General features: G+C 50.5%; 34 protein-coding genes. 14 read left to right on the top strand and 20 right to left on the bottom strand.

The genetic code is table 11. From position 1 onward, the window contains the following. Window positions 1-71: 71 nt before the first annotated feature. The 20 genes from IQ256_RS10975 to rplC form a co-directional block, all read right to left on the bottom strand. On the bottom strand, window positions 72-626 hold the full coding sequence (locus IQ256_RS10975) for an adenylate kinase (RefSeq protein WP_193855593.1): 555 nt from the start codon (window positions 624-626) through the stop codon (window positions 72-74). After that, on the bottom strand, window positions 626-1,939 hold the full coding sequence (gene secY / locus IQ256_RS10970) for a preprotein translocase subunit SecY (protein WP_193855592.1): 1,314 nt from the start codon (window positions 1,937-1,939) through the stop codon (window positions 626-628). The genes IQ256_RS10975 and secY overlap by 1 nt, the downstream gene beginning before the upstream one ends. A 328-nt stretch (window positions 1,940-2,267) precedes the next feature. After that, window positions 2,268-2,708 carry a 50S ribosomal protein L15 gene (gene rplO / locus IQ256_RS10965; protein WP_193855591.1) on the bottom strand — a complete coding sequence of 147 codons (441 nt, stop codon included), beginning with the start codon at window positions 2,706-2,708 and terminating at the stop codon, window positions 2,268-2,270. 54 nt (window positions 2,709-2,762) lie between these two features. Further along, a complete protein-coding gene (gene rpsE, locus IQ256_RS10960) occupies window positions 2,763-3,299 on the bottom strand; it encodes a 30S ribosomal protein S5 (protein ID WP_193855590.1) in 537 nt (178 codons plus the stop codon). Window positions 3,300-3,313: 14 nt separating this feature from the next. Further along, entirely contained in the window at window positions 3,314-3,670 is a 357-nt protein-coding gene (gene rplR, locus IQ256_RS10955) for a 50S ribosomal protein L18 (RefSeq protein WP_193855589.1), read from the bottom strand. Between the two features lie 160 nt (window positions 3,671-3,830). Next, window positions 3,831-4,367, bottom strand: coding sequence for a 50S ribosomal protein L6 (gene rplF / locus IQ256_RS10950; protein WP_193855588.1), 537 nt, complete (start codon window positions 4,365-4,367; stop codon window positions 3,831-3,833). Window positions 4,368-4,410: 43 nt separating this feature from the next. After that, window positions 4,411-4,812: a 30S ribosomal protein S8 gene (gene rpsH / locus IQ256_RS10945; protein WP_193855587.1), complete on the bottom strand. Its 402-nt coding sequence runs from the start codon at window positions 4,810-4,812 to the stop codon at window positions 4,411-4,413. 22 nt (window positions 4,813-4,834) lie between these two features. Next, entirely contained in the window at window positions 4,835-5,380 is a 546-nt protein-coding gene (rplE, locus tag IQ256_RS10940) for a 50S ribosomal protein L5 (RefSeq protein WP_193855586.1), read from the bottom strand. Window positions 5,381-5,572: 192 nt separating this feature from the next. Next, window positions 5,573-5,926: a 50S ribosomal protein L24 gene (gene rplX / locus IQ256_RS10935; RefSeq protein ID WP_193855585.1), complete on the bottom strand. Its 354-nt coding sequence runs from the start codon at window positions 5,924-5,926 to the stop codon at window positions 5,573-5,575. Then, complete coding sequence (gene rplN / locus IQ256_RS10930) at window positions 5,927-6,292, bottom strand: 50S ribosomal protein L14 (protein ID WP_193855584.1); 366 nt, start codon at window positions 6,290-6,292, stop codon at window positions 5,927-5,929. Between the two features lie 33 nt (window positions 6,293-6,325). Then, window positions 6,326-6,574: a 30S ribosomal protein S17 gene (rpsQ, locus tag IQ256_RS10925; protein ID WP_193855583.1), complete on the bottom strand. Its 249-nt coding sequence runs from the start codon at window positions 6,572-6,574 to the stop codon at window positions 6,326-6,328. Between the two features lie 6 nt (window positions 6,575-6,580). Further along, the gene (gene rpmC, locus IQ256_RS10920) at window positions 6,581-6,880 is read right to left on the bottom strand and encodes a 50S ribosomal protein L29 (protein WP_193855582.1); all 300 of its coding nucleotides are present in this window, start codon (window positions 6,878-6,880) and stop codon (window positions 6,581-6,583) included. 6 nt (window positions 6,881-6,886) lie between these two features. After that, window positions 6,887-7,306, bottom strand: coding sequence for a 50S ribosomal protein L16 (rplP, locus tag IQ256_RS10915; protein ID WP_193855581.1), 420 nt, complete (start codon window positions 7,304-7,306; stop codon window positions 6,887-6,889). 118 nt (window positions 7,307-7,424) lie between these two features. After that, window positions 7,425-8,156 carry a 30S ribosomal protein S3 gene (gene rpsC, locus IQ256_RS10910; protein WP_193855580.1) on the bottom strand — a complete coding sequence of 244 codons (732 nt, stop codon included), beginning with the start codon at window positions 8,154-8,156 and terminating at the stop codon, window positions 7,425-7,427. Window positions 8,157-8,199: 43 nt separating this feature from the next. Further along, entirely contained in the window at window positions 8,200-8,562 is a 363-nt protein-coding gene (rplV, locus tag IQ256_RS10905; RefSeq protein WP_006455538.1) for a 50S ribosomal protein L22, read from the bottom strand. A 27-nt stretch (window positions 8,563-8,589) separates the two neighbouring features. Then, window positions 8,590-8,868, bottom strand: a complete 279-nt coding sequence (gene rpsS / locus IQ256_RS10900; protein WP_193855579.1) for a 30S ribosomal protein S19 — start codon at window positions 8,866-8,868, stop codon at window positions 8,590-8,592. 54 nt (window positions 8,869-8,922) lie between these two features. Further along, complete coding sequence (gene rplB / locus IQ256_RS10895) at window positions 8,923-9,786, bottom strand: 50S ribosomal protein L2 (protein ID WP_193855578.1); 864 nt, start codon at window positions 9,784-9,786, stop codon at window positions 8,923-8,925. Between the two features lie 144 nt (window positions 9,787-9,930). Continuing rightward, a complete protein-coding gene (locus IQ256_RS10890) occupies window positions 9,931-10,239 on the bottom strand; it encodes a 50S ribosomal protein L23 (RefSeq protein ID WP_193855577.1) in 309 nt (102 codons plus the stop codon). Further along, window positions 10,229-10,861 (bottom strand): 50S ribosomal protein L4, encoded by a 633-nt coding sequence (gene rplD / locus IQ256_RS10885; RefSeq protein WP_193855576.1) that lies wholly within the window; start codon window positions 10,859-10,861, stop codon window positions 10,229-10,231. Before rplD ends, IQ256_RS10890 begins: the two co-directional genes overlap by 11 nt. Window positions 10,862-11,001: 140 nt before the next feature. Beyond that, entirely contained in the window at window positions 11,002-11,652 is a 651-nt protein-coding gene (rplC, locus tag IQ256_RS10880) for a 50S ribosomal protein L3 (RefSeq protein WP_193855575.1), read from the bottom strand. A 707-nt stretch (window positions 11,653-12,359) separates the two neighbouring features. Here rplC and ndhN point away from each other — a divergent pair. The 14 genes from ndhN to prfA all read left to right on the top strand — a co-directional run bounded on the left by ndhN (window position 12,360) and on the right by prfA (window position 23,242). After that, on the top strand, window positions 12,360-12,827 hold the full coding sequence (gene ndhN, locus IQ256_RS10875; RefSeq protein WP_193855574.1) for an NAD(P)H-quinone oxidoreductase subunit N: 468 nt from the start codon (window positions 12,360-12,362) through the stop codon (window positions 12,825-12,827). 43 nt (window positions 12,828-12,870) lie between these two features. Continuing rightward, window positions 12,871-13,980, top strand: coding sequence for a circadian clock protein LdpA (gene ldpA / locus IQ256_RS10870; protein ID WP_193855612.1), 1,110 nt, complete (start codon window positions 12,871-12,873; stop codon window positions 13,978-13,980). 123 nt (window positions 13,981-14,103) lie between these two features. Continuing rightward, on the top strand, window positions 14,104-16,065 hold the full coding sequence (locus tag IQ256_RS10865) for a R3H domain-containing nucleic acid-binding protein (RefSeq protein ID WP_228024766.1): 1,962 nt from the start codon (window positions 14,104-14,106) through the stop codon (window positions 16,063-16,065). Between the two features lie 156 nt (window positions 16,066-16,221). Then, window positions 16,222-16,626, top strand: a complete 405-nt coding sequence (gene psb27 / locus IQ256_RS10860) for a photosystem II protein Psb27 (RefSeq protein ID WP_193855573.1) — start codon at window positions 16,222-16,224, stop codon at window positions 16,624-16,626. 212 nt (window positions 16,627-16,838) lie between these two features. Further along, a complete protein-coding gene (gene rpmJ, locus IQ256_RS10855; RefSeq protein ID WP_193855572.1) occupies window positions 16,839-16,952 on the top strand; it encodes a 50S ribosomal protein L36 in 114 nt (37 codons plus the stop codon). A gap of 243 nt (window positions 16,953-17,195) precedes the next feature. Further along, a complete protein-coding gene (gene rpsM / locus IQ256_RS10850; RefSeq protein WP_193855571.1) occupies window positions 17,196-17,576 on the top strand; it encodes a 30S ribosomal protein S13 in 381 nt (126 codons plus the stop codon). Window positions 17,577-17,844: 268 nt separating this feature from the next. After that, entirely contained in the window at window positions 17,845-18,237 is a 393-nt protein-coding gene (rpsK, locus tag IQ256_RS10845; RefSeq protein ID WP_006455253.1) for a 30S ribosomal protein S11, read from the top strand. A gap of 135 nt (window positions 18,238-18,372) precedes the next feature. Continuing rightward, complete coding sequence (locus IQ256_RS10840; RefSeq protein ID WP_193855570.1) at window positions 18,373-19,320, top strand: DNA-directed RNA polymerase subunit alpha; 948 nt, start codon at window positions 18,373-18,375, stop codon at window positions 19,318-19,320. A gap of 97 nt (window positions 19,321-19,417) precedes the next feature. Further along, window positions 19,418-19,768: a 50S ribosomal protein L17 gene (rplQ, locus tag IQ256_RS10835; protein ID WP_193855569.1), complete on the top strand. Its 351-nt coding sequence runs from the start codon at window positions 19,418-19,420 to the stop codon at window positions 19,766-19,768. Window positions 19,769-19,800: 32 nt separating this feature from the next. Beyond that, the gene (gene truA / locus IQ256_RS10830; protein WP_193855568.1) at window positions 19,801-20,676 is read left to right on the top strand and encodes a tRNA pseudouridine(38-40) synthase TruA; all 876 of its coding nucleotides are present in this window, start codon (window positions 19,801-19,803) and stop codon (window positions 20,674-20,676) included. A gap of 55 nt (window positions 20,677-20,731) precedes the next feature. Continuing rightward, window positions 20,732-21,184, top strand: coding sequence for a 50S ribosomal protein L13 (rplM, locus tag IQ256_RS10825; protein ID WP_193855567.1), 453 nt, complete (start codon window positions 20,732-20,734; stop codon window positions 21,182-21,184). Window positions 21,185-21,187: 3 nt separating this feature from the next. Beyond that, window positions 21,188-21,595, top strand: a complete 408-nt coding sequence (gene rpsI, locus IQ256_RS10820; protein ID WP_193855566.1) for a 30S ribosomal protein S9 — start codon at window positions 21,188-21,190, stop codon at window positions 21,593-21,595. Between the two features lie 134 nt (window positions 21,596-21,729). Further along, window positions 21,730-21,978, top strand: a complete 249-nt coding sequence (gene rpmE / locus IQ256_RS10815; protein WP_193855565.1) for a 50S ribosomal protein L31 — start codon at window positions 21,730-21,732, stop codon at window positions 21,976-21,978. A 160-nt stretch (window positions 21,979-22,138) separates the two neighbouring features. Then, window positions 22,139-23,242: a peptide chain release factor 1 gene (gene prfA, locus IQ256_RS10810; protein ID WP_193855564.1), complete on the top strand. Its 1,104-nt coding sequence runs from the start codon at window positions 22,139-22,141 to the stop codon at window positions 23,240-23,242. Window positions 23,243-23,262 lie beyond the last annotated feature (20 nt).

The following is a 23,262-nucleotide window of genomic DNA, read 5'->3' as shown; positions in this document are numbered from 1 at the left end:
TGACTATATTTATGCTACCAGCGTAGCAAATCCCATTAGGAATATAGAACACATCTGTCAGATCTAACGGGTTAGCTCTCTACAATCTTTGTGAGCTCGCTAGTCACCTGGTCGAGATCCTGATCTCCATTGACTGACTTTAGCTGCTCTTTGCCTTCATACAGCGCAATCAAAGGCTCAGTCTGCTCGCGATAAACTTCTAGCCGATTTCGAATCACATCTTCTTTGTCATCTACTCGGCCTCGTCCTAGCAAACGCTCTACAAGCACGTCATCCGGTACTTCTAGATTAATCACAGCGTCACAGCTCTGATCGATTTCTTCTAGCAGCGCATTTAGAAACTCTGCCTGCTCTACATTGCGAGGAAATCCATCTAGCAGCCAGCCATTAGCGGTATCTTCCTTATTCAGCCGCTCTCGGATCAAACCCAAGATCAAATCGTCGGGTACCAGTTCACCCGACTTCATAAATCCTTCGGCCTTGCGTCCTAGCTCGGTATTCTCCTTTACCGCAGCTCGCAGTATATCACCCGTCGAAATATGGGGAACTTCATAGTTCTGGCAAAGCATCTGCGCCTGAGTACCTTTTCCAGCACCAGGGGGACCTAAAAAAATCAAACGTGTCATTATTGCTTCACCATTCCTTCGTAGCGCTGAGAGATCACGTAGGTCTGAATTTGCTTCGCGGTATCGATAGCCACACCTACCAGAATTAGCAGCGAGGTTGCTCCAAATCCATTGAATGTCGATACCCGAGTTGCGCTCTCTACCAGACTAGGGACTACAGCAACTAGCCCTAAGAAAATTGCGCCCAAGAAAGTTAGGCGGTTCAAAACCTTGCCGATGTAGTCAGTCGTTGCCCTACCCGGACGAATGCCTGGAATACTAGCGCCCATTTTCTTCAGGTTCTTTGACATATCTTCGGGGTTGACTACCAAAGAGGCATAGAAATAGCTAAAGAACACGATCATCACTAGGTACACCAAGATGTACAGCGGTGAGGTGGGGGTAAAATTGCGGCTCATAAATTCTGCAAAGGCTGGGTTGCGGATGTACTGCACCAGCGAAAGCGGAATAATCAGCATGGAGGAAGCAAAAATGATTGGCATGACGCCGCCTTGGTTCAGTCGCAAGGGCAGGTAGTTGCTCTTCTCTAGATACAGTTTGCGGCCCACCTGCCGTCTAGCAGAGACAATAGGAATGCGGCGTGTCCCTTCTTGAACAAAGACGATGCCAATAATCGTGGCGATAAATACGAGAAAGAGGATTACGATGCCGCCAATTTCTTCTCGGCCCCCTGTCTGAGCAACGTCCACTGTATCGCCCAAGATCCGAGGCAGCGAAGACACAATGTTCAAGAAGATCAGCAGCGATGCGCCGTTACCCAAACCGCGCTCGGTGATTAGCTCACCTACCCACATCACAAACATTGAGCCTGCAGTCAATGCAATCACCGTCTCCACGACAAACGGCACTCCGAAGTCATAGGCAAAGTCTCTCAGCAAGAAACTAGAGAGCATTGTGCTCTGCACAATAGTCCAGCCAAAGGCAACATAGCGAGTCACCTGAGAAATTTTTCGGCGGCCTGCTTCTCCTTCGTTTTTCTGCAAGTCTTCTAGGGCTGGAATTGCAGCCGTCAGTAGCTGCATGATGATCGACGCATTAATAAATGGCAAAATCCCTAGCGCAAAAATGCCGACTAGAGATAAACCGCCACCGCCGATGATATCTAGAAATCCAAGAACGCCCCCGGCTCCGCCATTCTGGACAAAATCCGAGAATGCAGCTCGATCGATGCCAGGTACCGGAATATAAACGCCCAATCTCACTAGGACTAAGAGACCGATAGTAACGAGTAAGCGGCTGCGTAACCCTGCAGCCTGAGCCATTTGTAGAAATGTTTCTTGAGCGCTAGGCGACCTGCCTTGACTGACAACCATAGTTTTGAGGAAAGAAAGAAACTAGCTGGAAATTAGGTAAGAATTTGAGATTGCGTATCTCTCAGTTAAGTCAACTGGTTAAAGCGACACGCGCTCAATAAAGTCTCTCTATAGCGTGGGTCACTTAGCTGATGTATAGTTTTCAGACTGAAAGCCTGATGTAACAACGGGTCAAGTGACGCGCGTTCCTCTGATGCATTAGAGGAACGCTATGTATTTAATATCTATATCTAATAATAAAGGGAGCAGGGTGTAACGGCGAGTGGATAGCTAACATCTAGGCTAACTATTCGCGCCGTATTCCTGCTCCCTCAATAGTGTTGATAGCCTAAACAATCTCGCAGCTACCGCCTGCGGCCTCGATCTTTGCCTTTGCAGACTTAGTAAAAGCGGCTGCTTTCACATTCAACGCCGTCGAAATTTCACCATCTCCCAATACCTTTAGCGGCCCGTCATTTGATGTAATCACACCGGCTTCTATCAAGGAATCTAGCGTGACTTCGCCAGCGGGCAGATCGGCGAGTCCTTTGACATTGATGATTGTGAACACGTTTTGATTCACAATCGTAAAGTGCTTTAGCTTGGGAACCCGGCGATAGAGGGGCATCTGACCACCTTCAAAGCCAGGTCTAGTACCGCTACCAGAACGAGACTTTTGGCCGCGCATACCAAAGCCGCAGCTGGCACCTTGACCAGCAGAAATGCCTCTTCCTTTGCGGTTACGGCGCTTTTTAGAGCCCACCTTGGGCCTTGCATCATCTAGTCTCATTGCGAAATAGTCTCCTGGGTAATGTCCGTCTGGGTGACGCCTTGTCTAGGGCAGCTACGCGTATAGCTTTTCGATAGGAATTCCTCGCTCTTCAGCCACACCAGATAGCGTTCTTAGTGAGCCAATAGCAGCAGCAGTGGCTCTAGCGTTGTTCAAGGGATTATCAGACCCTAACTGCTTCGCCAAAATATTACGAACGCCTGCTAGCTCTAGCACAATGCGGACAGCTCCACCGGCAATTACACCCGTACCGGGCGCTGCTGGGCGCATGAATACGCGGGCACCGCCAGCACGTCCCGTCATTGGATGGGGAATAGAGTACGCCTTGTTCAGGGGCACTTCGACCAAATGCTTCTTGCCGTCGGCCACACCTTTTTTGACCGCACCGATGACGTCGCTCGCTTTGCCAACGCCGACGCCGACTTGACCTTTCTCGTTGCCGACGACCACAATAGCCCGAAAGCTGAGCTTCTTACCACCTTTGACGACCTTAGTGACTCGACGAATCTGGACGACGCGCTCTTTCCACTCAGAATCCTTCTCTCGGTTCTTATTCTTTTTGCTGCGACGATTGTCTCTGTTATCTGCCATGTTTTTAGCCTGTTTTAGAATTTCAGCCCTGCTTCACGGGCCGCGTCAGCCAAAGCAGCTACTCGACCATGATAGAGCTTACCGCCCCTGTCAAAGACCACTTCAGAAATATCTTTGGCGATCGCGCGCTCTGCGATTAATCTCCCTACTGTGATCGCAGCGTCTTTGTTAGCCCCAGCCGACGTGCCAGCATCCTTGTCTAGGGTCGATGCGGATGCTAGGGTTTGATGCTCTGCGTCATCAATGACCTGCGCGTAGATGTGTTGATTGGAGCGGAAGACAGCAAGTCTCGGGCGCTCGGATGTTCCTTTCACCCGGCGACGAACGCGCGAATGGCGACGGCGGGTAGATTCTCGACGAGTTGTTTTCATAGGATGGTTGCTTATCTTTTGGCGACTACCTTTTGTCTGTGCTTACTATGTCTGTGCTCACTAATCGTTTATGTTTACCTGCCATATCTGTTCATGGGCCAACAGATTTTCTTATCGGCCAAATCTATCTATAGGCAAAACTTAACTAGCTCAGCAAACATTACTTACCGGCCTTACCAGCTTTACGTCTAATTTGCTCGCCTGCATAGCGAACGCCTTTTCCTTTGTAGGGCTCAGGTGGACGCGCCGCTCGAACCCTAGCTGCAGTGTTGCCGACGACTTCTTTATCGATGCCAGTGACGGTCACGTTCGTGTTTTTTTCAACCGCAAACGTAATACCCGCTGGCGGATCGAACTCAACTGGGTGGCTGTAGCCTAAGGCCATTACCAATTTTTGCCCTTGAAGAGAAGCTCTGTATCCTACCCCTTGAATCTCCAGCTTTTTCTCATAGCCTTTGGAAACGCCTTCGACCATATTGGCAATCAGGGTACGCACTAGGCCATGACGCTGTCTGGCATTGCGAGATTCGTTCACTCGGGTGACCACCACCGCCTCACCTTCTTTGGCAAAGGCAATCTCAGGGGGAAACTCACGAGAAAGCTCACCTTTAGAGCCTTTAGCGCTCACCGTCTGGCCATCGATTGTGACGGTTACTCCGTTGGGGATTGGCACAGGTTGTTTGCCAATTCTAGACATTTCAATTCTCCTATTTAGCGGGCTGCATAAAGGGGGTAAAGACTTAGTAGATGTAGCAAAGGACTTCTCCACCAATCCCCTGACGACGGGCATCACGATCGGTCATGACGCCGCTAGAGGTAGAAATGATGGCAATACCGATGCCACCGAGCACTCTAGGCAGCTCTTTGCGATTGGAATATACTCGCAGACCGGGCTTGCTGACCCGTGAAAGCTTGGTGATAATCGGCTGTCGAGTCTTGCCTTTGTACTTCAAAGTAATCGTGATCTTGCGATCAATGCCTTCACCGCCGTCTGCAGAATCGGCAATAAAGCCTTCTTCTTTTAGTACAGTGGCAATACTGCGAGTCATTTTTGTCGATGGAATATCGACCGTCTGATGCCGCGCAAGGGTAGCATTCCGAATGCGCGTCAGCATATCTGAAATCGTGTCGTTAGACGCCATAATCCTCTTTTTTGCTTCTGCCTCAGTTATCTCGGAAGGGCATGCCCAGCTCCTTCAGAAGGGCGCGCCCTTCTTCGTCGGAGGTTGCGGTGGTGACGATAGTGATATCCATACCGCGAATCTGGTCAACGCTGTCGTAGTCAACCTCTGGGAAAATCAGCTGCTCTCGCAGGCCCAGGGTGTAGTTGCCTCTGCCATCAAAGCTGCGAGGACTAACGCCTCTAAAATCTCTGATGCGGGGTAAGGTTAGATTGATCAAGCGGTTAGTAAAGGCGTACATGCGAGCAGAGCGTAGCGTGACCTTGACGCCGACTGGCATGCCTTCACGAATCTTGAAGCCTGCGATCGCCTTTTTCGCGCGCGTCACCACAGGCCGCTGGCCAGTGATCATCGCTAGCTCGCTGATCGATGATTCCAACGCCTTGGCGTTTTGAGATGCTTCACCTAACCCACGATTGACCGTGACTTTAGCAAGCTTAGGAATCTGATGCGGGTTGGTGTATCCAAACTGCTCTTTCAGTTTAGGTACTGCCTTCTCCAGATAGAGTGTTTTGAGTGAATCGGCCATTATGTCCTTTTGGAAAAATGTATCCCTGGGCTTGGTCAGGGCATCATGCTGATACTGAATTGCGGGAAGTAGCGATAGAATTGGCTCTAAAACTTTTGCAGGATTTTTTGGTAGAAAGTGAGTTCCAAGCAGCGTTGCTAAGCTCAACCGCGATGGTGTCTAAATAGCCTTCTCCAAATGGTCTTTCCCTACCTAGTTTTCTAGAACCTCGCCTGTTTTTTTCAGCGTGCGTACCTTACGACCATCGTCATTGATAGTGTAGGCTACGCGGCTGGCCACCTTTTGCTTGGTGGAATACAGCATGACGTTGGAGCTGTGAATCGGAAACTCTTTAGTCAGAATTTGACCAGATTCACCTTCTGCTTGTGGTTTCACGTGTTTGGTACGCATATTCACGCCCTGAACGATCACCTGAGAAGTTTTGGCATTGACAGCGACCACTTCGCCGACTTTGCCTTTGTCTTTACCAGCGACCACTTGAACCGTATCGCCCGTGCGGACATGCATCTTAAAACGCTTTCCGGCATTCTTGTTTTTGATCACCATTTAGAGTACCTCCGGCGCTAGCGAAACAATTTTGGTAAAGCTTTTATCGCGGAGTTCGCGGGCAACCGGGCCAAAAACACGAGTGCCTCTAGGGTTGCCGTCTGGGTTGATGAGAACCGCCGCGTTGTCGTCGAAGCGAATACTCATGCCGCTATTACGACGGACGCCCTTGCGAGTTCGCACGACAACGGCTTTGACCACGTCGGACTTTTTGACGCCCATATTCGGAAGAGCGTCTTTGACAACGGCGACAATAACATCGCCTACACCTGCATACTGCTTGCGACCACCTAAGACGCGAATGCACATGAGCTTACGAGCGCCGCTGTTGTCCGCCACATTTAGATAGGTTTCTTGCTGAATCATGGAATTATCCTCATTGCTTTGATTGGGTTCTGCCTACAGGTCAGAAGAACTGAGGATGTCAGCCACAACCCACCTCTTGTGGCGGCTGATGGGGCGAGTCTCGCTGATTTTGACGCGATCGCCTTCTTTACAGGTGTTGTCCTCATCGTGGGCTTTATAGCGCTGCGTTCGCACCATAATCTTGCCGTATTTTTTATGCTGAACCCGGCTTTCTACCGCGACCACCACCGTCTTATCCATTTTGTTACTGACGACTAAGCCAATTCTCTCTTTTGCTGCCATAGTGAGCTACGCCTCTTCTTCCGTTTGAGCTATTGCTGCGTCCGTCTGAGCTGTCGCTGTGTCCGTTTGAGCTGTCGCTGCTGTTTGATCGGCTGATGCGATCGCTGCTAGCTGCCTTTCTCTTTCAATGGTCATCAGTTGAGCGAGCTTACGACGGCTGTGTTTGAACTGATGAAATCCGGTTTCTAACTGACGGGTAGCTTTCTTAAAACGCAGATCAAACAGATCGCGCTTGGTCTGTGCGATCGCCGAGGTGAGTTCTTCGTCACTTAGTTCTCGCAATTCTTGAATCTTGACAATTGCCATCTTCTCTTACCCCTCCTCGCCTTCTTTAATAACGAACTTGGTCTTGAAGGGCAACTTGAATGAGGCGAGTCGCATTGCTTCTCTAGCGACTTCCTCCGAAACACCTGCAATTTCAAAAACTATTCGACCGGGTTTGATCACAGCAACCCAAAACTCGGGGTTACCTTTACCAGAACCCATCCGAGTCTCTGCTGCGCGCATCGTGACTGATTTGTCAGGGAAGACGCGAATCCAGATCTTACCGCCCCTTTTGATATAGCGAGTCATCGCTCGCCTAGCGGCTTCGATCTGACGTGAAGTCATCCAGCAACATTCGGTAGCTTGTAAAGCAAATTGACCAAAGTTGATCTCATTACCTCGATAAGCCATGCCCCGCATCTTGCCGCGATGCTGTTTTCTAAATTTTGTTCTTCTTGGGCTTAACATGATAGGTCACAGAAAAAATAGCGGAGAGTTGCTCTAGAAATCGAGCCTTATAAATCAAACTCTAGGAATCAGGCTCTATGAATCAAGGCTCTATGAATCAAAGCTCTATGAATCAGCTCTATGAATCATTAGAGCGATCCTCAAACTGCTGACGACGGCGAGGCTGACGACGGCGAGGCTGGGCTCTAGATTCTTCTGGCTGATTCTCCTGCCCCGGAATGACTTCACCTTTGAAGACCCAAGTCTTTACGCCTAGAATTCCATAAGTCGTTTGGGCTGTGCGATAGGCGTAGTCTATGTTGGCTCTAAGCGTATGCAGTGGCACGCGACCTTCACGGGTCCACTCTGTGCGAGCAATTTCAGCGCCGTTCAGCCGACCGCTGACCTGGATCTTAATCCCTTCTACGCCAGCTCTTTGAGCCCTTTGGATGGCTTGGCGGACCACTCGGCGAAAGGAGACCCGTCTCTCTAGCTGCTGGGTGATGTACTCGCAAATCAGCCCTGCGTCTGCGTCCACTTTGGAAACTTCCACTACGTTGATGCGGATCTGGCGGCTGTCATCTTTGATTTGCTTCTGCAGTCCAGCTCGCAGCGATTCGATCCCAGCGCCGCCTCTGCCGACGACAACGCCGGGGCGAGCAGTGCGAACTTCTAGATCGATCTGGTCGGCTTTACGCTCGATATGGACATCCGAAATACCTGCGTTGGCCAGATTCTTGAGCACATACTCACGGATCTGATGGTCTTCTTCGAGCAGCGCTGGATAACGGTTTTTGTCGGCATACCAGCGGGAGCGATGCTCCTGAGTGATGCCAAGGCGAAGACCGATAGGATGAATCTTCTGTCCCACTGATGTACTCCTTAGAAAAAACGGGTGGAAGGGTCTGAAAAGGTTATGCTTCGGTGCCAGGGGCAACTGCGATCGCAATATGACAAGTCGGCTTGCGAATCTGATAGGCTCGGCCCTGAGCGCGGGGTCTAAATCGCTTTAGCACCGGGCCTTGATCTGCGTACGCTTCACTTATATATAAACTGACAGGATCGAGGCCGTTGTTGTGCTCTGCGTTAGCCACTGCTGAGCGCAAGACTTTAAGAATGGGCTCACAGGACTTGTAAGGCATAAATTCGAGCATAATTAGCGCCTCGCGGTATGAGCGACCTCGAATTTGATCGAGAACACGGCGAACCTTACGAGGAGACATGCGAACAAACTTAGCCGTCGCCTTTACCTGAGAATCTGAGTCAATATCAATCATTTCTTGTGTCTATCTCCTAAAGAGGCTTTATCGCCGAGCCTTTTTGTCACTCTTCGCGTGGCCCCGGAAAGTGCGAGTCGGGGCAAACTCGCCTAGCTTGTGACCCACCATTTGCTCATTGATGAATACGGGCACATGCTGACGGCCATTGTGTACAGCAACGGTATGACCAATAAACTGAGGAACAATAGTCGAGGCACGAGACCAAGTCTTAACGACCTGCTTCTCGTTTTTTGCGTTGAGCTTTTCAATTTTAGTAAGAAGGTGATCTGCCACAAATGGCCCCTTCTTAAGGGAACGAGACATGCTATTTACCTAGAACAATCGATCAGTGATATGCAAGTAGTGATATGCAAATGCTTAAGCGTTACGACCGCCGCGACCACGCTTGGAAGAACGCCGGCGACGACGCACAATCAACGCATCGCTACCCTTTTTCTTCTTCCGGGTCTTGTAGCCTAGTGCCGGTTTGCCCCAAGGCGTCACAGGACCACTACGGCCAATTGGCGCTCGGCCTTCACCACCGCCATGAGGGTGGTCTACCGGGTTCATCACACTACCGCGAACTTCGGGCCTGCGACCGGCCCAGCGCTTGCGCCCCGCCTTGCCCAACGACAGGTTGCGGTGTTCGACATTACCTACCTGGCCGATAGTGGCATAGCACTCACGGCGTACCATTCGCACCTCGCTAGAAGGCAGCTTAAGGGTGACATAACCGCCCTCTTTGGCGACTAGCTGTGCCCCTGCACCTGCTGCGCGAACCATCTGCCCGCCTCGACCGGGAACTAGTTCTACGTTATGAACCGTTGTACCTAGCGGAATACGGTGCAGCGGTAGCGCATTACCCACTTCAAAAGGGGCATCTTCACCAGAGACGATAGTTGCGCCGACTTCTAAACCAATCGGATGCAAAATGTAGCGCTTTTCCCCATCTTCGTAGTGAAGCAAGGAGATTCGAGCGTTACGGTTGGGGTCATATTCAATCGTTGCTACTTTAGCTGAAACGTTGAATTTGTTCCGTCTGAAGTCGACCTCTCGATACAGACGCTTGTGCCCGCCACCCCGGTGACGACAGGTGATTACACCACGATTGTTGCGCCCTTTCGGACGGTGAACCGAGTATGTGAGAGATTTCTCAGGCTTGTCAGTAGTGACAGTAGAAAAATCTGAAACGGTACGCTCGCGCGTTCCTGGGGTTAATGGTCGGTAAGAGCGAATGCCCATGGCTGTAATTTGTCGCGGTTGGCGTTTACGTTGTCTGTTGTTTGCGTGTCTTTGTTTGTGCGTCTTTGGATAATCTAGCTAAGCTGCTGATTGTCTTCAGCTAGGCTAGCTAGCGGCCAGACATCTAGCATCAGACATCTAGGACTAGACATCTGGAAATAGCGTGATGGTATCGTCTGGTGCGAGAGTGACTACTGCCCGCTTGTAAGCGGCCCGGTGTCCAATAAATTGACCCACACGGCGCTTCTTGCGAGGGGGGTTTTGAGTGCGAATTCCAACCACTGTTACATCGAAGAGTTGCTCAATCGCATTCTTAATTTGTGGTTTTGTCGCTTTGGGTGCAACCTCAAAGGTGTACTGGTTGTCCTCAAGCGCGATGGTGGCTTTTTCTGTAATCAGAGGTTTGCGGATAATGTCTGGAACTTCGCGCTCGTCATATCGTTTACTCACCATATACCTCCTGAATCTTTTCGAGAGCAGATTCTGTCACAACCAAACTGTCTGTATGTAAAACGTCGTACACATTTAGGTTGGTCGCGTCGATCATGCGAACGTTTGGCACATTACGTAGCGAAAGATAGACGTTGTCGTTTCTCTCACTCAGGATCATCAGAACTTTAGCGGTCGGATCAATTCCCCATCTATCTAAGGCAGCTAACGCTTCTTTGGTCTTGGGCTGAGTGAGCTCTGTGCCAAAATCTTGGACGACGGTCATATCATTAGCACGACTTTGAAACGCAGTTCTAAGTGCTAGCCGACGCTCTTTGCGATTCATCTTCGTTGTGTAATCGCGTGGCTTGGGGCCAAATATAACGCCGCCACCTCTCCAGAGCGGCGAACGGATAGACCCCGCCCGAGCTCTGCCTGTCCCCTTCTGTCTCCAGGGCTTGCGGCCACCCCCACGTACTTCAGCGCGAGTCTTACTAGAAGCGGTCCCCTGGCGACCGTTGTTAATTTGTCTAACCAGCGCCCGATGGACAATGTGCGAGGCGTTTTCTTCGCTGGCAACCCTCAGATCGAGAGTGGCTGAGCCTGCCTCTTCGCCTTGCCAATCTTTAATTACACAATCAACCATGATGTTCCTTTGAGCCTTTCGAGTCCTGCGACGTTTAGTTTTTGCGTCTATCGACCTGTAATTCTTTAGTCGTGTGTGCTGCTCTGCTGTCTGTTCTAAATGTTGGCTCCAACGCCTGTTGCTCTAGCTATTGATCCTGACTACTGGCCTACTGACGTTTGACCAACAATGTTCGCAGGCGCGATGCTAAGCAATGAACCAGCCTTACCAGGCACGCCTCCCTTTACCAGTAGCAGATTGTGATCGCTATCTACTCTCACAACGCTGAGCTTACGAACAGTAACTTTCTCATTTCCCATCCGACCCGCCATTTTCTTGCCAGGATAGACCCGACCAGGCGTAGTACCTGCACCCGTCGAACCAGGCGCTCGGTGGTTCTTAGAACCGTGAGACATTGGTCCTCGGCGAAAGTTATTGCGTTTCTGGTTGCCAGCAAAGCCTTTACCGATGCTGATGCCACTGACATCAATTGCCTGGCCTGCTTCAAATCGATCCGCCGCTAGGGTTTGGCCCAATTCGAATTCACCCGTATCGCTAACACGGTACTCGCGCAGATGACGAACAGGCGAAGCACCTGACTTTTTCAAGTGGCCGAGCTTTGGCCGATTCAACGCTTTTTCTTTGACTTCTCCATAGCCAATCTGCACAGACGCATAGCCGTCTGTCTGCTCTGTTTTTATCTGCGTTACTACGCAGGGGCCAGCCTGAATGACGGTGACTGGAATTGCGTTTCCAGTTTCATCAAACACCTGGGTCATACCAAGTTTGGTACCAAGAATACCGACAGACACTAATCCCGTCTCCGCTTCACGTTGACACAACACAACCAGGCTTTAGCAGCACACAGCCGAACGCAGACTTCTGAAATCACAGAAACCAAACGCTGCGCTCTTTATGCTCTGCTCAACCACACTGGAAAACAGTCGATAGGGCTTTTTCTTGCTAAAGGCTCTACTCGAAACCCAAGAGTCTTTAACTGGCCTTATCTTTTCGCCTTGGACTGGGAGAATTTAGTACAGCAACTAAGCAATGTACAAAGCCCTTATTTCTTGAAGGTGCTATCAGTACAAATCACTTCGCTCAGTACGAGTTACTTCGTAAGTAGTAGCTTTCCTCTAGTATCCGTTTTTTGGCGACAGCTTTTAACTATACACGCTTTTGGGGCAATGTTTAGCGCTTCTTGAGAAAATAACTTTCAAGGCTGCAAAAATAGCCTCGATACCTAATCTATCTGTCAGCTAAGCGATCCGTATCATACCGCAACATACTGTCTGCGGCTGTATATTTTTTGCCATTCTGTTGACTAGCCTTACACCGGTTACGGTAGCTGGTACCAGAACTACTGCTAAGACTGGGTATCAGCACTACTGCTAAGACTGGGTATCAGCTGCCGGTAGTGCTGCTGGCTCGGTCTTTGGGTGCATTCTCTAGAGATCTGGTTATGACGTAATATGTTCTTTAATCGAACTTCTGTATTTTCTTTTGTGGCGCTGAATCTATGGCACTAATCGCATTTAACAAATTTACAAGCGACCTCGAAAAGGCTGGCGCGTTGGGTGTGCGGATGCCATTAGAGGGTGGGCATGAAGGCCGCTATCGGCGGCGGGTTCGATCGGCTGGCTACGAATGTGTTTGCATGTCGACGAGGGGATTGGGAGATGTATCAGCCTATTTGCTCGACTTTCACGGCGTGCGACCACCGCATTTAGGTAAAAAGAACCTGGATGATTCGGCGACGGGCGATCGCTATTACATCCCCCCGATTGTGCGCTATCGCTTGCAGGCACTGTCTCCCAAATCAAAAGGACTATTGCTTTGGCTGATTGAAGGGCACATCCTTTCCAATCGAGAAATTGAGTTTCTGGTGGCGCTGCCGTCTATAGAACCCCGTGTGAAAGTGGTGCTAGAGGTAGGTGGCGAGCGTCAGATGACTTGGTTCCCTCTAAAAGAAGCGGTCGCGGCCTGAGCATTCATTAACATATTCGAGTAACGTTCTCGGCGCTTAATTTCTGACTATTTCTTCACCTACTCAGTCACTGCTTGATAGTCACTGGTTCAAGCTAATCTGCGGTGCTAGCTATCAAGACTTGCCTTCTATCAGAAACTTGGCGCTAGCCTATGCCTTGGCTGGTGCTGACTGTATTGATATGGCTGCTGATACAGCTGTTGTTGCAGCCGTCAAAGAAGGGCTGGACACTGCCGAGGGGCTGGCTAAAAGTGCCGGGGGACAGTGGCAAAGGTCTAGCTACGAGCGCCCTCTGGTGATGGTAAGCGTGAGTGCAGGAGAAGACCCTCACTTTCGGAAGGCTTGGTTTGATGCGAGTATTTGCCCGACCGATTGCAAACGACCTTGTGAAAAAATTTGTCCGGCGGCTGCGATCGCGTTCAAACCCGAAAAATCCGGTGTCATTCATGATCGCTGCTATGGCTGCGGACGATGTCTGCCGATCTGCCCGTATGGATTGATTGAGGCGCGATCACAGCCGACTTCTTTAGATGCGATCGCGCCAAAAGTCCTCACCCAAGCAAACGCACTAGAAATTCATACTCACGTTGGGCAGCAGCAAGCTTTCTTCGAGCTTTGGCAAACAATCCAGCCCTGGATTGGACATCTTCAGCTAATTTCGATTAGCTGCCCTGACGGAGAGCATCTGATTGCTTACCTAAAGACGCTACAGCAAATCATGGGTGCCCCCTTTCAAGGTGCTGATGACCAAAGTGTTTCTAAGCCCATCTTGATCTGGCAAACGGACGGACGACCGATGAGCGGAGATATTGGCCGAGGGACAACCCACGCTGCCATTCGACTAGCACAGAAGGTGTTGGCAGCAGAGTTACCCGGCTATGTACAACTAGCCGGCGGCACCAACCAGCATACCGTTGACAAACTACGCGAATTAGGGCTGCTGTCATCGCCGGACCCGACTTTAGAGACGAGGCGACCTACTGTCTCTGGAATCGCATATGGCAGCTTTGCTAGAAGCCTATTGATGTCAGTTTTAGAGCAAAACCATTATCTTGAAGAAGTGCCCCATGCACTGCAGACAGCTGTAACGCTTGCTGAATCTTTGGTAATGCCTCTAAAGCAAGCGGCTATTGGCCCACCCTTGGCTCAATAGTTCGACGTTTTTACGAATACATCTTGTCAGGTTATTGGCTGATGAAATGGACTTAGCTGATGAAATGCATTTGTAATGCTCCGTCAGCTGCTGCGTTTGTCTCTCGTTTGAAAACAGTTCTATATGACGAGTCTTAACGAAAATTTGTTTGAAGGTAACGCTTCAGTAGAGCCTACTGAATCATCCTCTCGCGATTCCACTATCAGCAAGCGCTCAAAATCGGCACAGATAAAGCCGCAGTCTGTAACAGACGATTTGCCGCAGCTATTAGCAATTCTGCCAGCATACATCCGCGACCAGCTAGAAAATCATCCTCGGCGTGACCAGCTCATTGAAGTCGTTCTCGATTTGGGTCGACAGCCTGAAGCTCGGTTCTCGGACGCGGTGCAATATCTCTCGGATGCCCCCGTTTCTAAAGCTGACTTGCAGCACTGTGTCGACCGGGTAGGTCATTTCGGCGGCGATAATCGAGCTGGCCTAGAGAAAACGCTTCATCGCATTAGCGCTATGCGTAACCGTAAGGGCGATGTCATTGGGCTAACTTGTCGGGTAGGCAGAGCTGTGTTTGGCACGATTGCGATGATCCGCGATTTGGTTGAGACTGGCAATTCAATTCTGATGTTGGGTCGTCCGGGTGTGGGAAAAACGACTGCCCTTCGAGAGATTGCGCGGGTGTTAGCAGACGATCTGATGAAGCGCGTGGTGATCATCGATACGTCTAACGAGATTGCCGGGGATGGCGATATTCCTCATCCCGCCATTGGCCGGGCTCGGCGGATGCAGGTATCCCATCCTGAAAAACAACACCAGGTGATGATTGAGGCAGTAGAAAACCATATGCCAGAAGTGATCGTCATCGATGAAATTGGCACCGAGCTAGAAGCGCTAGCGGCTAGGACAATCGCAGAACGCGGAGTGCAGCTAGTCGGCACCGCGCACGGCAACCGTCTAGAGAATCTAATTAAAAATCCAACGCTTTCTGATCTGGTAGGAGGTATCCAGTCAGTCACGTTAGGAGACGATGAAGCCCGTCGTCGAGGCAGTCAAAAAAGCGTACTAGAGCGCAAAGCGCCGCCCACCTTTGATATCGCAGTAGAAATGCTAGAGCGACAGCGTTGGGTGGTGCATGAAGAGGTCTCGAACACTGTGGACTTTATCTTGCGAGGGCGAGTGCCCGGACAGCAGGTCAGATCGGTCAACGCCGATAATCAAGTGGTCATCACTGACGAGATGCCCAGTGACTCGTCTTTGGCCACAGCAGCGTTGAAGTCCGATCGGCGCGGCAGACTAAAATCTGGCAGTCTGCGGGCGCAGCCTAGTCCTGGCGGCTGGCGAACCACTGGCAAGATGCCGCCAGTAGGATCACAAATTGAACCGCTAGGATCTGACGTGTTTGGTAAGCGGGCGAGCTATCAGCCACCGGTCGCAAAGCCAGCGGTTGGTGATCAAATAAATGACCCGATAACCGAGCAGCGTCGATTTCAGGCTCTATTGGATGATTCTTTGCATCAGCTGCCGATTCCTTCCGATCGAATGGCCCAGGTAGCTGGCGATGATTTCTACGAGGTCGGCGAAGATGATATTACTCGCATCTATGCCTATGGGATCAGTCGTCAGCAGTTAGATCATGTGGTGCGAACTTTAGACTTGCCAGTCAGGTTCACTAAAGAGCTGGCGTCGGCTGATGCGGTGTTAGCTCTGCGATCGCACATTCGCAATCATTCCAAACTCAAACAGGTGGCCAAAGCGCGTCAGCTACCTGTGTATACGGTGAAGTCAAATAGCATTCCGCAGATTACGCGATCGCTCCGTCGCTTGCTCGATCTAGACGACGCTGGTGAAATGGCCGAAGGCATTAATCTCGATCTGTTTGCTCAAAACGGCGCAGACGACGAGCTAGAGGCGCTAGAAGAGGCCAGACTAGCAGTAGAGCAGATTGTGATCCCCAAAAATCAGCCGGTTGAGCTACTGCCACGATCGCCCAAAATTCGCAAAATGCAGCACGAGCTAGCCGAACACTATCGTCTGAAATCGCTGAGCTTTGGCGATGAGCCTAACCGTCGCTTGAGAATCTACCCAGCGTGATCCCCGCCGCTGGCCTAGTGCTTCCCAAGCTCTGCCCTGAGGACTATCTTCACCGCCCCCGTCAGAGTAGGATGTTACATATGTTCACTCTTTCAGCGGGCGTGGTCGAGCGATCGCGTTATCTCGCTGTAACTGCTCATTCCCACGAATAACCTTATGAGAAACCTACTTTCCCGAATATTCGCCTTAATGCTAGTTGTAGTTATCGGCCTCACTGGCTGTAGCGCAGTCGGATCGAGCGACGGCCTAACTGGCAACTACACCGAAGATACCACCGCACTGATCGAAACGCTCAGAGAATCTATTGCTTTGCCCAAGGATGCGCCTGATCAGGTGCAGCTTCAAGACGAAGCGAAAGCTAAGATCAACGGCTTTGCTTCTCGCTATCGTCGCAATGGCTCTGTCTCTAACCTCAGCTCATTCGCCACCATGCGTACCGCCCTGAACGCGCTGGCAGGACACTACAGCTCTTATCCAAACCGTCCCGTTCCGCAGAAGCTGCAGGACAGGCTAGAGCAGGAATTTCGCCAGGTAGAGGCGGCACTGCGTAGAGGCGCTTAAAACGCTCAATTGCTTATAGCCTTGCCTAGCCAAAATATCGCCGCCAAGAGCACCTTAGCCAACTACTTTACAGCTAGGGTGCTTTTTCGGTCGTGGCTCGATTTCCTTAGGTCTGCAAGCTCAGTTAATCAGTAGTGTCTTTTAAGCCATGTTGTCGGATGCGGTTTTCTCTGGTAGGATTGCAAATCTGTAGTAAATAAGAAATTTAGGACATGAAAGTCCGTGCGTCTGTTCGAAGAATGTGTGAAAAGTGCCGGGTTATCCGCCGTCGAGGTCGGGTGATGGTGATCTGTCCCAACCCCAAGCACAAGCAGCGTCAAGGTTGAGACTGGAGTTCAGGCACAGCCGATCACCGCTATAGCTATGCTTATAAGGTGGCTCGGCAATTTGATTAGCTCAGCGGTTTAACAAAATTTAGTTGGATAGAATCTATTGGCTACTGGTGTAATTACTAGCGCAGCCAATAGATTTTCGAGCGATTGTTAAAGTTTGCTTCGCTGGGATACGAGAATCTGTTGGCATCTTCCTTATAGGATTTGCCGATGTGTAAATAGAGGGAGAAATAATCGGTGGCACGAATTGCAGGCGTTGACCTGCCAAGAGACAAACGAATTGAAATCGGCCTGACCTACATCTATGGTGTGGGTTTTAGTCGCTCTCAAGAGATTCTCGAAAAAACGGGCGTAGACCCCAATATTCGAGTCAAAGACTTAGCTGATGCAGACGTTATTAAGCTGAGAGAGACCGTTGAAGGCGACTATCTGATTGAGGGAGATCTCCGTCGTCAGGTAAATATGAACATCAAGCGACTGATGGACATTGGTTGCTATCGTGGTCGTCGGCACCGCGTAGGCTTGCCCGTGCGAGGTCAGCGGACGCGCACTAACAGCCGCACTCGCCGCTCCGGTAAGCGCACAATCGCTGGCAAGAAGAAGCCGCCGCGTAAGTAAAATTAGCGCCCAAGTAAGTTTCGATTAAGTTAGGACATAGCTGCTGCGATCGCGCAAACCTGAGATTCCACTCCAGAAAACTAGGCTGGACTACTAGCTAGGAATCTGGTCAGACAGAACACTCAGTTCGCGTTTTCGAGTGTCGCTGTAGAGGAATGCTCTGCCAGTTTGGAAAAGCAAGCATTCAAAGTTTCCGTCTACAGCCTTACTAGCAAACCTCCTAAATTCAAACCATCCATTCCTAAGAACACCTCACATCAGTTTAGATATGGCAAAACCTATTCGTAAGACAGGCCCCCGTAAACAGAAAAAGAACATTCCCAACGGGGTCGCTCATATTCAGTCAACTTTTAACAACACCATCGTAACTATCACCGATGCGAGCGGGAACGCAGTTTCCTGGGCGTCGGCAGGCTCTAGCGGCTTTAAAGGCGCTAAGAAAGGAACTCCCTTTGCGGCGCAAACTGCTGCGGATGGCGCTGCAAGGCGAGCAATCGACCAGGGCATGCGTCAGTGCGAAGTGCAAGTCAGCGGGCCTGGATCCGGTCGTGAAACAGCGATTCGAGCCCTGCAAGGAGCTGGCCTAGAGATCACGCTGATCCGCGATGTTACGCCCATCCCTCACAATGGCTGCCGTCCACCCAAGCGTCGTCGCGTTTAGAGCAGCAAGTTATTTAGCTATTTAAACTTGGCGTTAAGTTCAGCGGATTTAAAAACCATAGAGATTACTATGTATAGCCCCGAAGGCCGTCTTGTAGGTCAACGCGCGGCTATTGGAATTCACCAGAGGTTATGAATGGCACAGTTTCAGGTCAATTGTGTAGAGTCTATTGTTGAAGACGATCAGAGTCAATTTAGCCGATTCGTGATTGAACCCTTGGGCCGTAGCCAAGGCACGACTGTCGGTAACGCTCTTCGGCGCGTATTGCTATCCAATCTAGAAGGAACAGCGGTTACTTCTGTAAGGATTGCGGGTGCTAGCCATGAATTCTCAACGATTCCAGGTGTCCGAGAGGATGTCTTGGATATTTTGCTGAATATGAAAGAGACTGTGCTGAAGAGCTATTCAGCGCAGCCTCAAATTGGTCGTCTGGTAGTACAGGGCCCTGCCAAGGTAACGGCAGCAAACTTCGATCTGCCATCTGAAGTTGAGCTGATCAGCACGGATCGCTACATTGCTTCTGTTTCTGCTGGTTACAAGCTAGAGATGGAATTTCGGATCGAGCGAGGCAAAGGCTATAAGGCAATTGATCGCAGCCGTGAAGAAACTGGCGGCGTAGAATTCATGCAGATTGATGCGGTCTTCATGCCCGTACGTAAGGTGAACTACAGTGTCGAAAACTTCATCGATCCTGAAGGTCTGCCCAAAGATCGTTTAGTGATGGAAATCTGGACGAATGGTAGTTTGACCGCGCAGCAGGCGATGAGCGAAGCGGCTGCTCTGCTCGTTGATATGTTCAACCCGCTCAAGGATGTTACTCTTGAGCCCAAGCGAGACGAAGATACTAAGGAAGAAGACCCGACGTATCAAATTCCCATTGAGGAGCTGCAGCTTTCAGTCCGTGCCTACAACTGCCTGAAGCGGGCACAGATCAACGCTGTTTCCGATCTGCTGGACTACAGCCAAGAAGATCTTTTAGAGATCAAGAATTTTGGTCAGAAGTCAGCCGAAGAAGTCGTCGAGGCGCTTCAAATTCATTTAGGCATCATGTTGCCTCTCGAAAAGCCAGCCAAGGCTGTATAGACAACTTTCATGGGGTTCTAGTGGATAGAGCCCCATTGCTGTGTGCAGTTTTTTTCATATTTATCGTTTAGCAAGTTTAGAAAAGGAAGGAAGACAAATGCGACATGGTCGCCGTGTAGCAAAGCTGGGTAAGGCTGCTGACCAGCGTAAGGCGCTGTTGCGATCGCTCACTACAGAGCTGATCCGCAATGGCCGCATCAAAACGACTGAAGTAAGGGCAAAAGCGGTTCGTTCTGAAGCTGAGCGGATGGTCACTTTGGCCAAAGATGGCTCTCTATCAGCGCGTCGCCGGGCGCTGGGCTACATCTATGACAAGCAGCTCGTGCATGCCCTATTTGAGCAGGCACCCGATCGCTACGCCGATCGTAACGGTGGCTATACTCGCATCGTGCGAACCGTCAGCCGTCGAGGCGACAACGCCCGGATGGCGATCATTGAGCTGACTTAAGCGATGAGCGCTGACTCTGATGAATTAAGGCGATGGGTGCATCTGATAGTCGCGATTCCAAAGTTGCTCAGCAGTTGCAAAATCTGCCAGCAGACAAAAGGGCTATTCAGCGAGTTGCCTTAGTGATTCAATACAGAGGAACTCATTTTCATGGATGGCAGCGACAGGCAAATGCAAAGCGGACTATTCAAGCTGAGATAGAGCGCGTGATCGCATCTGTTCTAGGCAAAAAGTCAGCGCTAGTCGGTGCCGGAAGAACAGACGCAGGGGTCCACGCCGCTGCTCAAGTTGCTCATTTCGCTGCCCCTGTAGTGATTCCGGCAGAGAGATGGTCCATTATTCTCAACGACCGATTGGGTGACGATATTGTCATCAGAGCCTCTGCGAAGGTAGCTAATGACTGGCACGCTCAGTTTTCTGCTAGCTGGCGACGCTACCGATACACCTTTTACACCAGCAGATATCCTAACCTGTTCGTACAGCCCTATGTCTGGCACTACTACCGCCAGCCGTTGAATCAAAGCCTAATGCTAGCGGCGCTGCAGCCAATGGTGGGCTATCATAACTTGGCCGCGTTCCATCGCACAGGTTCTAATCGTACTCACTCTTGGGTAGAGCTACAGGATGTGCAGTGCTCTAGGTCAGGTGACTTTGTTCAGATCGAGCTGCAGGCAAAGGGCTTTTTGTACGGCATGGTTCGTTTAATCATGGGCCTGATTACTCAAGTCGGTGAGCAGCGGCTGTCTACAAAAGAATTTGCGGCTATCTGGCAAAAACGCCGCCGCGATTTGGTAAAATACAGTGCTCCACCTCAGGGCCTGTGTCTTTTGCGGGTCGGATACCCGACTTTTCCCTTTGAGCCCAAAGTCTGGGTAGACACTCAGCCGCAGTTCCAGTTTCTCCTTTGATTTTTCATTTACAACTTTTTCACTTACAACGATCTAAAACGCCCACGGTACACTTATGGCTACGAAAACTACCCTTACTCCTGTTAACGAAATCGAGCGCGATTGGTATGTGGTAGATGCCGCTGATCAGCGTTTGGGACGGCTAGCTACTGAGATCGCGCAGGTGCTGCGCGGCAAAAAGAAGCCAAACTACGCGCCGCATATGGATACAGGCGACTTTGTCGTGGTTGTGAACGCGGACAAAGTTGTGGTGACTGGCAAAAAGAGCGAACAAAAGCTGTATCGCCGTCACTCTGGCCGCCCCGGTGGAATGAAAACTGAAACCTTCAATCAGCTGCAAGCTCGTATTCCTGAACGCATTGTCGAAAAAGCGGTCAAAGGCATGCTGCCTAAGAACGCGCTGGGCCGTCAGCTATTTACCAAACTGAAAGTCTATGCTGGCCCTGACCATCCCCACGCTGCTCAGAGCCCTCAAACCTTAACCGTCAACACTACTGGAGCTAACTAACCCATGCCAGACCAATCTGATCGCGCTGTATACTGGGGCACTGGCCGCCGCAAGTCCTCAGTGGCAAGGGTTCGCCTGGTTCCTGGTAACGGCACCCTAACTATCAACAAAAAAACTGGCGAAGACTATTTGCAGGCAAATCCTGCTTACCTTACGGCTGCAAAAGCACCTTTAGAGACGCTAGGTCTAGAAGGAGAATACGACATTCTCGTCAACGTACGCGGGGGTGGGCTAACAGGTCAGGCAGATTCTATCAAGCTAGGTGTTGCCAGGGCGCTGTGTGTGTTAGACCCGGATAATCGGATGCCTTTGAAGACTGAAGGCTATCTGACCCGTGACCCTCGTCAGAAGGAACGGAAGAAGTACGGTCTCAAGAAAGCTCGCAAAGCGGGCCAGTTCTCTAAGCGTTGACTTCGGCTACGCTCAGTCACCCTACTGGCTGTATACAGCAGCTTTCAGGGACTTTCTTCCCGGTCAATTCTCTTACTAATCTGTGGGCTGAGCGGAGTCGAAGCCCAATTGCTTAACTACATTCCTCTAGAACCATGCCAAAAGCTGATATCCATCCCGAGTGGTACCCCGAAGCAAAAGTGTTTTGCAACGGCAAAGAAGTCATGACTGTAGGGTCTACTAAACCCCAGTTGAACATAGATGTATGGTCTGGTAACCATCCTTTCTATACTGGCACTCAAAAGATTATCGATACTGAAGGTCGGGTTGAGCGATTCTTGCGTAAGTACGGCATGTCTAGCGAATCCGAGACCACAGAAGCTGAAGGTGACGCTGAAGCTTAGCGCCCTCAAACTTTGATATTTCCGAGTGATCGCATCTCAGCTATGGTCTGAGGTTAGGTTGCTCGGATATTTTTTTGCAACTTAATCTTTGCCGCTTTATTTCTGCTAGATCTACCCTAGAATCATCTGCGAATTTACTCCGTCTTTCGACTTAACTGCTATGGCTGAATCTTATCTATTACAAAAATTAGAGTCGGTAGAGCAGACTTTTGGCGAACTCACCCGACGAATGGCCGACCCAGATGTGGCTAAAGACCCGGATGAGTTTCAAAAGATTGCCAAGATGCGGGCCTCGCTAGAAGAAACTGTACAAACATACCATCAGTGGCAAGAGACTGATGAAGAACTCGCAGGTGCTAGAGAAGTTTATAAAGAAGCCGCTAGCGACTCTGAGATGAAAGAGATGGCGGCTATGGAAGTCACTGAACTAGAGGAGTCTTTGGCAGCTTTGGAAAAGCGACTGAAGATCTTGTTGCTGCCCCAAGATCCTAACGACGACAAGAACATAATGTTAGAGATTCGGGCGGGGACGGGCGGTGATGAAGCTGGTATCTGGGCAGGAGATTTACTGCGTTTGTACAGCCGATACGCTGAAGGCCAGGGCTGGAAGGCGAATTTGCTCAGCGAATCACGGGCCGATATGGGTGGTGTGAAAGAGGCCATCGTAGAGATTCAAGGCAATCAGGTCTATAGCAAGCTGAAGTTTGAATCGGGCGTGCACCGGGTGCAGCGAGTGCCGCTAACAGAGTCTGGCGGACGGGTGCATACGTCTACGGCGACGGTGGCAGTGATGCCAGAAGTGGACGATGTTGAAATTCATATCGATCCGAAAGAGATTGTGATGACAACAGCCCGCTCTGGTGGTGCCGGGGGCCAGAACGTGAATAAGGTCGAGACAGCGGTTGACCTTATTCATAAGCCAACCGGGATTCGGGTGTTTTGTACGGAAGAGCGATCGCAGCTGCAAAACCGAGAGCGGGCCATGCAGATCTTGCGCGCCAAACTGTATGAGATGAAGCTACAAGAGCAAAAAGACGAAATCAGCTCCATGCGAAAATCTCAAGTCGGCTCCGGCTCTCGCTCTGAAAAAATTCGCACCTACAACTACAAAGACAACCGAGTCACCGATCATCGGCTCAATCAGAACTTTTCGCTACCTGCCGTTTTAGAAGGCGATATCGAGACTGTCGTTCAAACCTGCATTTCCCAAGATCAGCAAGAGCGCTTAGAAGAGTTAGCGGCTTCTACAACCGAAGCAGTGTAGTGAAATTGTTTTGTGAATTA

Source organism: cf. Phormidesmis sp. LEGE 11477, assembly GCF_015207105.1.
In the GTDB taxonomy this organism is placed as follows: Bacteria; Cyanobacteriota; Cyanobacteriia; order Phormidesmidales; family Phormidesmidaceae; genus Phormidesmis.
The sequence above is the reverse complement of the archived record's forward strand: the minus strand, read 5'-3'. Positions and strand labels throughout refer to the sequence as shown.